The organism is Mesorhizobium sp. M1A.F.Ca.IN.020.03.2.1 (assembly GCF_004023205.1).
GTDB lineage: Bacteria > Pseudomonadota > Alphaproteobacteria > Rhizobiales > Rhizobiaceae > Mesorhizobium.
Genome location: NZ_RZSV01000193.1, coordinates 1 through 11,333 on the forward strand (window position 1 = coordinate 1; position 11,333 = coordinate 11,333).

Annotated in this window: 10 protein-coding genes; 5 read left to right on the top strand and 5 right to left on the bottom strand. The window is 63.1% G+C overall.

What is annotated here, in order from left to right; all coding sequences use genetic code 11:
• From EOA79_RS24395 to EOA79_RS24410, 4 genes are all read left to right on the top strand, one after another.
• Window positions 1-636, top strand: a 636-nt coding sequence (locus EOA79_RS24395; protein ID WP_128293370.1) for an aminotransferase class V-fold PLP-dependent enzyme, incomplete at its 5' end; no start/stop codon positions are given.
• An 83-nt stretch (window positions 637-719) separates the two neighbouring features.
• Window positions 720-1,505, top strand: a complete 786-nt coding sequence (locus EOA79_RS24400; RefSeq protein ID WP_067003647.1) for an ABC transporter substrate-binding protein — start codon at window positions 720-722, stop codon at window positions 1,503-1,505.
• A 108-nt stretch (window positions 1,506-1,613) separates the two neighbouring features.
• Window positions 1,614-2,288: an amino acid ABC transporter permease gene (locus tag EOA79_RS24405; RefSeq protein WP_128293372.1), complete on the top strand. Its 675-nt coding sequence runs from the start codon at window positions 1,614-1,616 to the stop codon at window positions 2,286-2,288.
• Window positions 2,289-2,326: 38 nt separating this feature from the next.
• Complete coding sequence (locus EOA79_RS24410) at window positions 2,327-3,607, top strand: cysteine desulfurase-like protein (protein WP_095824274.1); 1,281 nt, start codon at window positions 2,327-2,329, stop codon at window positions 3,605-3,607.
• A 23-nt stretch (window positions 3,608-3,630) separates the two neighbouring features.
• Here the strand turns inward: EOA79_RS24410 and EOA79_RS24415 are convergent, their stop codons facing one another.
• Genes EOA79_RS24415 through EOA79_RS24435 form a run of 5 tightly spaced genes read right to left on the bottom strand, consistent with a single transcriptional unit; the run spans window position 3,631 to window position 8,887 of the window.
• Window positions 3,631-4,455 (bottom strand): dipeptide ABC transporter ATP-binding protein, encoded by an 825-nt coding sequence (locus EOA79_RS24415; protein WP_095799476.1) that lies wholly within the window; start codon window positions 4,453-4,455, stop codon window positions 3,631-3,633.
• A 13-nt stretch (window positions 4,456-4,468) separates the two neighbouring features.
• A complete protein-coding gene (locus EOA79_RS24420; RefSeq protein ID WP_082953860.1) occupies window positions 4,469-5,320 on the bottom strand; it encodes an ABC transporter ATP-binding protein in 852 nt (283 codons plus the stop codon).
• A complete protein-coding gene (locus tag EOA79_RS24425; protein WP_245322339.1) occupies window positions 5,320-6,204 on the bottom strand; it encodes an ABC transporter permease subunit in 885 nt (294 codons plus the stop codon). The genes EOA79_RS24420 and EOA79_RS24425 overlap by 1 nt, the downstream gene beginning before the upstream one ends.
• 26 nt (window positions 6,205-6,230) lie before the next feature.
• A complete protein-coding gene (locus EOA79_RS24430; protein ID WP_067003640.1) occupies window positions 6,231-7,238 on the bottom strand; it encodes an ABC transporter permease subunit in 1,008 nt (335 codons plus the stop codon).
• A gap of 50 nt (window positions 7,239-7,288) precedes the next feature.
• Window positions 7,289-8,887, bottom strand: coding sequence for an ABC transporter substrate-binding protein (locus EOA79_RS24435; RefSeq protein WP_067003638.1), 1,599 nt, complete (start codon window positions 8,885-8,887; stop codon window positions 7,289-7,291).
• A 477-nt stretch (window positions 8,888-9,364) separates the two neighbouring features.
• Between EOA79_RS24435 and EOA79_RS24440 the strand changes: the two genes are divergently transcribed.
• On the top strand, window positions 9,365-11,333 hold a 1,969-nt coding region (locus tag EOA79_RS24440; protein ID WP_128293373.1), incomplete at its 3' end, for a long-chain fatty acid--CoA ligase.

Genomic DNA, 11,333 nt, shown 5'->3' on the forward strand with positions numbered 1-11,333 from the left:
GTGGGCAGCATAGTCGGCGTTGATGTCACACAGGGCATCGGCGTGGCGCCGTTTTCGGTTGCCGCGACGCCGGTCGATTTCGTCGTCTCGACTTCGCTCAAATGGCTGTGTGGATCCTCCGGCGCCGGCATTTTGCAGGTCGCGCCTGACCTTCTGGCGTCCTGCCGGCCGGAGTTGCGGGGCTGGTTCAGTCAGCCGAACCCGTTCTCCTGGGACCTCGACGCTTTCACTTACGCCGACGATGCGCGCCGCTTCGATCATGGCACGCCGGCGATCCTGGCAAGCGTCGCCTCGCTGCCCGGACTGGAGTGGGTGGAACAGACCGGAATCGACGTCATCCGCGCGCAGAATGCCGGGCTCGTCGAGCGTATCATCGGTGCCGCATTGGAAAATGGCTGGGAGGTCCGCTCGCCGCTCGATGCCAGTGAACGTGGCGGCAGCGTGATGCTCGGCCTGCCGCAAGGTACCGAGCCGGCGAAGATCATAGCTGCGCTTCGCGACGAGCGGCTTTACTGCGATGCGCGCGGCACGACGCTGCGGCTGTCTCCCGGCATGGTCACCACAGAGACGGCGGTCGATGCGCTGATCGCGCAGCTCACGGAGCATATCGGTTCGCGGCGACGCCGCGCGTCGTGAATTCAGGTACCGCCTCGCCTGCGGCGCCCGGGAGTTTGGCGCCGGAAAGGGGCGGATCAGGAACCGAACCAGAGGGAAGCAAGATGTTGAAACGTCTAGGACTGATTGGGATGGCCGTCGCTGCCGGCCTCGCCTTTGCAGCGCCCGCCTTTGCCGACAAGATCATGGTGGGCGCCTATCCGGCCAACCCGCCATGGGAATACAAGACCGATTCGGGTGCCTTCGAGGGGTTTGAGATCGACGTCGCCAATGATGTCGCCAAGCGCATCGGCGCAGAGGTCGAGTTCCAGGATCTCGGCTTCCAGGCGCTGTTCGCAGCGACCGCTTCGGGCCGCATCGACTTTGCCGTGTCCTCGATCTCGGTCACCAAGGAGCGGCTGCAGAACCAGGGCTTCACGCAAGCCTATTACGACAGCGACGGTACCATCGTCGGCAAGGCGGATTCCGCCATCAAATCGCTCGACGATCTGAAGGGCAAGACCATCGGGGTCATCGCCGGCTCGACGGGCGAAGCCTACATGAAGGAGAACGCCGCCAAGCTCGGCGTTGCAGAAACCAAGAGCTACAACGCCCAGCAGGACCTTCTGCTCGACGTGCAGAACGGCCGCATCGACGGCGGCGCGGGCGAGCTCGCCGGCTTCCTGTTCGCCATCAAGCAGATGCCAGCGCTTAAGATCCTGGTGCGCATCCCGACGGGCGAGCGCTTCGCCATGATGACCAAGAAGGGCCATCCGCTGCTTGAAAAGGTCAACGACGCCATCAGCGAAATGAAGAAGGATGGCACCATGGCCGCGATCCACAAGAAGTGGTTCGGCGTCGATCCGGAAGCCGGCACCAGCACGGTGACGCCTGGCCCGATCCCGCAATAAGCCGGCTAATCAGAAATTCCGACGAGAGCGGCAGCAAGAGTTGGCGCTCTCGCTTCGACCATTTGGGTCTCGCCAAACACGGCGAACCTTGTCTCACGGTGAGCGCCGATGGAACTGATCGACACCTTCTTCAACTGGGGCATCCTGGTCCGGTCGTTTCCGATCCTGATCCGCGGTCTTGGCAACAGCATTCTGCTCGGCTGCGCGGCGATCGTCTTCGGCACGATCGGCGGGCTGGCGATCTGCCTGGTGCGGCTCTACGCGCCGAAGCCGCTCAGGCGGCTGGCGACGCTCTATATCGACATGTTCCGCGCGCTTCCGATCCTGGTGGTGCTGATCCTGATCTACTACGCCCTGCCCTTCATCGGCATCCGCCTGTCGTCCTTCGTCTCGGCAGCACTTGCGCTGTCGCTGGTGTTGGCGGCCTTCACGGCGGAAGTCTGCCGCGCCGGCATCGAGAACATTCCGAAGGGCCAGTTCGAGGCGGCCTCGGCGCTCGGCCTGCCCTTTTGGGTCGCCATGCGCAAGGTGATCCTGCCGCAAGCGATCCGTGTCGTCATTCCGCCGCTCACCAGCAACTGCGTCTCGGTGTTCAAGGACACCGCGCTCGCCTCGGTGGTGGCGATGCCGGACCTCTTGAAGCAGGCGACCGACGCGCAGGCGCTGATGGCCAATCCGACGCCGCTGATCGGCGCGGCGATCATCTATCTCGCCTTCCTGTGGCCGCTGGTGCGGCTGGTCGGCTACCTCGAAGAGCGCGGCAAAGCTCGGTCCGCGCACTGATCCCTTGGAATGACCTCGATTAGCTGAAGGAGACTCCCGTGAACCAGCACCATGTTTCGAAAGCGCAGGAGAGCGCCGCTTCGTTCCCGGTCGAGAAGATCCGCGCCATGTTCCCGGCGCTCCGGCAGGCCGGCGACTTCATCTTCATGGACAACGCCGCCGGTGCGCAGATCCCGCAAAGCGTGCTCGACGCGGTGACCAGCCATCTGGTGGCGCACAACGTGCAGCGCGGCGGCCGCTACGGCCGCAGCGTCACCGTCGACCAGTCCGTCGCCGAAGCGCGTGAGAGTGTGGCGCTCCTGATCAACGCCTACAGCCCGTCCGAAATCTGCTTCGGCATGAACGCCACCTCGTTCATCCGCCTTGTCAGCCTTGGCATCGGCCAGATGCTTTCGGAACGCGACGAGATCGTCGTCACCGACATGGACCATGACGCCAACATCGCCACGTGGTTGGCGCTGGAGCAGGCCGGCGCCAGGTTCAAATGGTGGCGCATGCGCGAGGACGGCAATCTGCATGTCGACGACCTCAAGCCGCTGATGTCGGACCGCACCCGGCTCGTCGCCTGCACGGTAACCGCGCACTCGATCGGCTCGATTGTCGATGTCGCTTCGGTCGCCAAGATCGCGCATGCGGCAGGCGCGGAAGTGTTCCTCGACTGCGTGCACTACGGGCCGCACGGGCTGATCGACGTGCAGGCCTGGGACTGCGACTATCTCGTCTGCTCAGGCTACAAGAATTTCTCGCCGCATATGGGTTTTCTCTGGGGCCGCTTCGAAACGTTGAAGCGGCTGCCGACCTTCCGCGAGGACTTCATCCCGGATGAGCCGCCCTACAAGGTCGAGGCCGGCACCTTCATCTACGAGAATGTCTCCGGCATGGACGCAGCGGTGCGCTACCTGGAGTTGATCGGCCGCAATTTCTTGGCCGAGAACAACCGCTCGCGCCGCGACAACATCGCCGCCGGCATGAACGCCATTCGCGACTACGAGCTGACGCTGGCGCGCGAGATGATGAAGGTGCTGAAGGCCTGCGGCGCGACAATTTACGGCGTCGCCGACGAGGCGTGTATCCATGAGCGCGTGCCGACCTTCTGCTTCAACATCGGCACACTGTCGCCGCAAAGGATCGTCGAGGAGATGGCGGCCTTGCAGATCGGCATCCGCGACGGCCATATGTACGCGCCGCGGCTGATGAAGCGGCTGAACCTGTCGATGGACAGCGGCGCGATCCGCGCCTCGCTGGTGCACTACAACACGGTCGAGGAAGTGCACCGTTTCGGCGAAGCGCTGCGGGCAATCATTGCGAAGCTGGCGTGACGCCCGGACGTCTGGTTCGAGCCTTACGCCGCCTTCTTCGCCAGCCTTGCCTTGATGCTTGCCACGTCGGCGCGCGGCGTCGCGGCGAAGAGCGTCTTGGTGTAGCTGTGCTTGGGGTCCGAGAAGACCTCGTCGCGCGAGCCGTATTCGACCGCCTCGCCGAAATACATCACCATGACGTCGTCGGCGATGTAGCGCACCACCGACAGATCGTGGCTGATGAAGACATAGGTCAGCTTGAACTCGTCCTGCAGGTCGGCGAGCAGGTTGAGCACCTGCGCCTGCACCGAAAGATCGAGCGCCGAGACCGGCTCGTCCAGCACCAGCAGGCTCGGGTTCAGCATCAGTGCGCGGGCAATGGCGATGCGCTGGCGCTGACCGCCGGAGAACATATGCGGATAGCGGTTGTAGTGCTCGGGGCCGAGGCCGACCTTCTTCAGCATGTTCATCGCCAGGTCGCGACGTTCCTCGGCCGGCTTGTCGGTATTGATCAGCAGCGGCTCGCCGAGCACGTCGCCGATCTTTTGACGCGGGTTGAGCGACCCGTAGGGATTCTGGAAGACGATCTGCACCTTGCGGCGCATTTCCTTGGTCAATCCGTCCTTGGCGATGTCGACCTTGTTGCCGTCGATGAACAAATCGCCGGCGGTCGCAGGATCGATCAGCGTGATGATGCGAGCGAGCGTGGACTTGCCGCAGCCGCTTTCGCCAACGATGGCGAGCGTCTTGCCCTTATCGACGCTGAAGGAGACGCCCTTCACCGCATGCACCGTGCGCGCGGGGCGGAACAGGCCGCCGCCGACATGGTAGTCGCGTTTGATGTTCTTGCCTTCGACAACCTTGGTCATGCGCCGGCTCCGGTCATGCACTGGCTTCTGGGGGCGCCGGCTCGAACAGCATGTCGGAGACGGTCGGCAGCCGGTCGCCGACGGCGTTCTCCGGCAGCGCAGACAGCAGCGCGCGCGTATAGTTGCTCTTGGGGTTCTCGAACAGCGACAGCACGTCGGCCTCTTCCATCTTGCGGCCCTTGTATTGGACGATGACGCGATCGGCGGTCTCGGCGACCACGCCCATATTGTGGGTGATCATGATCAGCCCCATGCCGTATTTGGCCTGCAGCGACACAAGCAGATCGAGAATCTGCTTCTGGATGGTGACGTCGAGCGCGGTGGTCGGCTCGTCGGCGATCAGCAGCTTCGGATTGCAGGCAATGGCCATGGCGATCATGACGCGCTGGCATTGGCCGCCCGACATCTGGTGCGGGAAGGAGTTGAGCCGCTCGGCCGGCTCCGGAATGCCGACCTGCTTCAACAACTCGATGGCGCGCGCCCGGCGCTGTGCGCGATCCATGCCGAGATGGAAGCGCAGCACTTCCTCGATCTGAAAGCCGACGGTGAAGCAAGGGTTGAGACTGGCGATCGGCTCCTGGAAGATCATGGCAATGTCCTTGCCGATGATCTTGCGGCGCTCGGCCGGACCCATCTTGAGGAGATCGCGGCCGCCGAACGTCATGCGGTCGGCGGTGACAGTGGCGGTCCAGGGCAGCAAGCCCATAACCGCCAGCATCGACACCGACTTGCCGGAGCCGGATTCGCCGACGATGGCGAGCACCTCGCGCTCGTCGACACGGAGCGAGACGCCGTCAACGGCGCGGAACGGGCCGGAGGCGGTCTGGAACTCGACGACGAGGTTCTGGATGTCGAGCAATGCCATCACGACCTCCTGAGCTTCGGATCGAGCGCGTCGCGCAGGCCGTCGCCGATCAGGTTGATGGCGAGCACCGTGATAAGTATGGCAAGGCCGGGGAAAGTCACCACCCACCAGGCGCGCAGGATGAATTCGCGCGCCGAGGCCAGCATGGTGCCCCATTCCGGTGTCGGCGGCTGAGCGCCGAGGCCAAGGAAGCCAAGCGCTGCGGCTTCCAGGATGGCGTTCGAGAAGGACAGCGTGCCCTGGACGATCAGCGGCGCCAGGCAGTTCGGCAGGATGGTCTTGAGCATCAGCCTCAGGTGCCCGGCGCCGGCGACCTTGGCAGCCACGACATATTCGCGGCTCTTCTCGGCCATCACGGCAGCGCGCACCAGGCGGGCGAAATGCGGCTGCAGGACAAGCGAGATCGCCAGCATCGCATTGAACAGGCCGGGCCCGAGAATGGTGACCAGCACCAGCGCCAGAAGCAGCGACGGGAAGGCCAGGATCAGGTCCATGACGCGCATGATCGCGACGTCGACCCAGCCGCGGAAATAGCCTGCCAGCAAGCCGAGCGTGATGCCGCCGACGAGGGCCAGCGTGACGACGACGGCGCCGATGAGCAGCGAGAAACGCGCGCCATAGAGCAGGCGCGAGAGGATGTCGCGGCCGACCGGATCGGTGCCGAGGATATATTGCGAGCTGCCGCCCGCCTGCCAGGCCGGCGGCCTGAGGAAGGCGGTCTTGTCCTGCACGTCGGGTGCATAGGGCGCGAGCAACGGCGCAAAGAGCGCCGCCAGCACCAGCAGGATGAAGACGACCAGGCCGATGACGGCGCCGCGGTTCACCGAGAAATAGTGCCAGAAGGTCTTGAAGCCGGTCAGCCGGTCCGGGCTGCCGGCGGCCATCGGGGCGATTTCGGTCGACTGGCTCATCACGCCGCCCTGATGCGCGGGTTGATGACGGCATAAAGCACGTCGACGATGAGGTTAACGGCCATGACGATGAGTGCGATCAAAAGCAGACCTGACTGCACGACGACATAGTCGCGCTTGAAGATGGAATCGACCATCCACTTGCCGATGCCCGGCCAGGCGAAGATGGTTTCGGTGAGGATGGCGCCGGCAAGCAGCGTGCCGACCTGCAGGCCGATCGTGGTGACGACCGGGATCAGGGCGTTGCGAAGTGCGTGCGCACCGATGACGCGGGCGGCGGAAAGGCCTTTGGCGCGGGCGGTGCGGACATAGTCTTCACCGAGCACCTCGAGCATGGCCGAACGGGTCTGGCGCGCGATCACCGCCAGCGGAATCGTGCCGAGCACGATCGCCGGCAGGATGAGATGGCTGAGCGCCGAGCGCAGCGCGTCCCATTTGCCGTAGAGAATGCTGTCGATGGTCATGAAACCGGTGATCGGCTTCAGGAAGAACTGCAGGCCCATGCGGCCCGACACCGGCGTCCAGCCGAGATAGCCGGAAAAGAAGATGATGAGCAGCAGGCCCCACCAGAAGATCGGCATGGAATAGCCGACCAGCGCGGTGCCCATCAACGACTGATCGAACCATGAGCCGCGTTTGACGGCCGCGAATATGCCGGCCGGGATGCCGATCGCCATGGCGAAGATCATGGCGAAGAAGGACAATTCCAGCGTCGCCGGGAAGAGCGTCTTGAACTCCTGGAGCACCGGGCGCTTGGAGGAAATCGAGACGCCGAAATCGCCGGTCGCGACCTCGCCGACATAGCGCGCATACTGCTCCCAGACCGGCAGATTGTAGCCGAACTGTTCCTTGAGCTCTTCGTAGCGGGCGGGGGTGACGCCATGCTCGCCGGCCATGGCCAGGATCGGATCGCCGGGCAGCAACCGGACAAAGGCGAAGGCGCAGATGGTGATGCCGACGAGCGTCGGGATCAGAAGTGCGATTTTGTTGAGGAGATATCTGAGCATCGTGAAATGGAATGGGGCGGCGACAATTCGCGCCGCCCCGTTCGCAAATATTACTCGGCCTTGTCAACGCCGTCGAAGCGATGAATGCCGAGCGGGTCCATCTTGAAGCCGCTGACGTTGTTGCGGACAACGGCATAGACCTGGCTGTGAGCCAGCAGGAAGGCCGGCGCCTGCTTGGCGAAGATTTCCTGCGCCTGCTCATAGAGCTTGGTGCGCTCGCCCTGGTCGCTGGTCTTCTTGGCCTTCTGGATCAGGTCCTCGAAGTCCTTGTCGCACCAGCTGGAATAGTTCGAGACGCCGATGGCCGAGCACGCGAAGAGGGTGGCGAAGAAATTGTCCGGATCGCCATTGTCGCCGGTCCAGCCGATCTGGAAGGCGCCGGGACGCTCCTTCTTTTTGCCTTCCTCGCGATACTTGGTCCACTCGTAGTTGACGATCTCGGCCTTGACGCCGACCTTGGCCCAGTCGGCCTGGATCAGCTCAGCCGCGCGCTGGAAGTTCGGGTTGTAAGGACGAACGCGATCGGAAGCCCAGAGCTGGATTTCCTTCAGCCCGGCGTCGGCCAGCACCTTCTTGGCCGCTTCCGGATCATAGGAATCGAACTTCACATCCTTGTTCCACGACCACATGGTCGGCGGGATCAGGTTCTGCGCCGGCGTCGCGCCAGCGTCCTGGAACAGCGACTTGATCAGCGCTTCCCGGTCGATCGCCTGGTTGAGCGCGTGACGAACCTCCGGCTTGTCGAGCGGCGGGATCGTGGTGTTGTAGCTCATGTAGCCGATGTTGAGGCCGGCCTGGTCCATGAGGGTCACGTCCTTGTTGGCCTTGATGGTGGCGATGTCGGCCGGGTTCGGATAGGGAGCGACATCGCATTCGCCGGCCAGCACCTTCTGGATGCGGGCGGTCGCGTCAGGCGTGATGGCGAAGACCAGATCGTCGATCTTTTCCTTGCCCTTGAAGTAGTCGGGGTTCGCCGCATAGCGGATGACCGAATCGAGCTGATAGTCGACGAACTGGAACGGCCCGGTGCCGATCGGCTTGGTCGAGAAGTCGGCCATCTTGCCTTCCTTCTCGAGCTGGTCGGCATATTCCTTCGACACAATCGAGGCGAAGTCCATGCCGAGATTGGCCAGCATCGGCGCGTTCGGCTCGGTCAGCGTCAGCTTGACGGTGAGGTCGTCGACCTTTTCCCACTTGGCGACGTATTTCGGCATGTCCATGCCGGTGTAGTAATCCCAGGTCAGGTTCGGCAGATACTTCTCGCCGTTCCACGGATTCTGCTTGTTGAACTGCCGGTCGAACGAGAAGACGACGTCATCGGCGTTGAGGTCGCGGGTCGGCTTGAAATAGTCGGTGGTCTGGAACTTCACGCCAGGGTGCAGGTGGAAAGTATAGACCAGGCCGTCGTCGGAGATTTCCCATTTGTCGGCGAGGCCGGGCTCGATCTCGGTGCCGCCATGCTTGAACTCGACCAGGCGCGAATAGACCGTGCGCGACGAAGCGTCGAAGTCGTTGCCGCCCGTCGTCGTACCCGGATCGAAATTGGCCGGCGACGCTTCCGAGCAATAAACAAGCGTCTTTGCATTGGCCATCCCGCCGAGGACGCTTGCAGCCAGCAACGCGGCTGCAAAAGTCATTGTCTTTTTCATTGAGCACTCCCTGATGTTCTTCCAAGCCCCTCTATCAGGCTCGCGAAGCGCGCATATAAGCACCGTTTTTGGGGCTTTGGAACACCCCGTTTGCGTACCCCACGGTAAGCAGGAAAAGAATCCGCATTTTCCTCAAATAGCAGAAAAAATGAGCAGAATTTTTCGCTCACGCTAATGTTAACAACCGCATTTTTTTATTGATTGAGCCTCTGCCGAAATGGAACAAGAAGCTCCTGCCTGCGATCCCAGGTCCTCGTGGGGACACGCCTGCGGGAGGCGTCGAGGGACAGGATTTCGGCGGCAAATCTTTCCGCCGCTGCCGCTGGGGCAAGACTTGCACGGCCGCCGATAGAGGCAATACATAGACGCCAGGCCGGATTTCTTGGAATCCGCAATCGGCCGCAGCGGAGGAACGCTTCCGAAATCGGAAAGAGATGCGGCGCAAGCAGTAAGACTAGGACACGAGGGAGGGATTTGGTGGCAAAAGCAGCAAAGACAACGCCCCCGGCGAAGGCAACAGCCAAGGCCGCGCCCGTCGATGCGGGCGCGGCCAAGGCTTCATCTTCCAAGACCGCTTCGCCAGCCAAAACGCCGTCACCTGCGAAGGCCGGCTCCAAGCCGAAGACCACTGTGAAACCGGCTGCCGCTGCAAAACAGACGAACCCCAAATCCGCCGCCAAGGCTGCAACCGCAAAGACCGCCAGGCCTGCGGCCGCAAAGACGGCCTCGGGATCGGCCAGGCGGCTGCCCAAGGCGATCACGGAACTCGCGGCAGGGTTGCCGGAAAAGCCTTGGCTGAAAAACTACCCGAAGAACATGCCGGCGGAGATCGGTCCGCTGCCTTACGATTCCATCGGCGACTTCCTCGTCGGCGCCTGCAAGCAGTTCGCCAGCCGGCCGGCGTTCGTCTGCATGGGCAAGTCGATCTCCTATGCCGAGCTCGAGCGGCTTTCGGCGGCCTTCGGCGCCTATCTGCAGTCGAAGGGACTGGAGAAGGGCGCGCGCGTGGCGCTGATGATGCCGAACGTTTTGCAATACCCGGTAGCGATGATGGCCGTGCTTCGCGCCGGCTTCACGGTGGTGAACGTCAACCCGCTCTACACGCCGCGCGAGCTGGAGCATCAGCTCAAGGATTCCGGCGCGCAGGCCATCGTCATTCTGGAGAACTTCGCCAACACGCTGCAGGCGGTGATCGCCAGGACGCCGGTCAAGCATGTCGTGGTCGCGGCGATGGGCGACATGTTGGGCGGGCTGAAAGGCGCGATCGTCAATCTCGTCGTGCGGCGGGTGAAGAAGATGGTTCCCGTCTGGTCGCTGCCCGGCCACGTCAAATTCAACGCCGCGCTCAAGGCGGGCTCGGCAAGCGCCTTCAAGCCGGCGGCGGTATCGGGCGACGATATCGCCTTCCTGCAATATACCGGCGGCACGACCGGCGTGTCGAAAGGCGCGACGCTGCTGCACCGCAACGTCTTGTCCAACGTGGCGCAGAATTCGCTCTGGGTGGAGGACGCCTATACGGTCAAGCCGAAGCCGGCGCATCTCAACTTCGTCTGCGCGCTGCCGCTCTACCACATCTTCGCGCTGACGGTGAACGCGCTGATGGGCATGCAGCAAGGCGCGCAGAACGTGCTCATTCCGAACCCGCGCGACATTCCGGGCTTCGTGAAAGAACTGCAGAAATACCCGGTCCACATCTTTCCCGGCCTCAATACGCTGTTCAACGCGCTGCTCAACAATGAGGATTTCCGCAAGCTCGACTTCAAGCCGCTGATCCTCACTCTCGGCGGCGGCATGGCGGTGCAGAAAGGCGTGGCCGAGCGCTGGAAGGCGCTGACGGGCTGTCCGGTGAGCGAAGGCTACGGACTTTCCGAAACCTCGCCGGTGGCGACCGCCAACAAGTTCAGCTCCAGCGACTTTACCGGCACGATCGGCCTGCCGCTGCCATCGACCGAGATCGCCATCCGCGACGACGACGGCAACAACGTGCCGCTCGGCGAAGTCGGAGAGATCTGCATCCGGGGTCCGCAGGTTATGGCCGGCTACTGGAACCGGCCGGACGAGACCGCCAAGGTGATGACCAAGGACGGGTTCTTCAAGTCGGGCGACATGGGCTTCATGGATGAGCGCGGCTACACCAAGATCGTCGACCGCAAGAAGGACATGATCCTGGTCTCCGGTTTCAACGTCTATCCGAACGAGCTGGAAGAAGTCGTGGCGCAGCACCCGGGCGTGCTCGAAGTGGCGGCGATCGGCGTGCCGGACGAGCACTCCGGCGAGGTGCCGAAGCTGTTTGTGGTCAGGAAGGATCCAGCGCTCACCATCGAGACGCTGACTGTCTATTGCCGCGAGAACCTGACCGGCTACAAGCGGCCGAGATACATCGAATTCCGCGCCGAACTGCCGAAGACGCCGGTCGGCAAGATCCTGCGGCGCGCGTTGCGGGAGC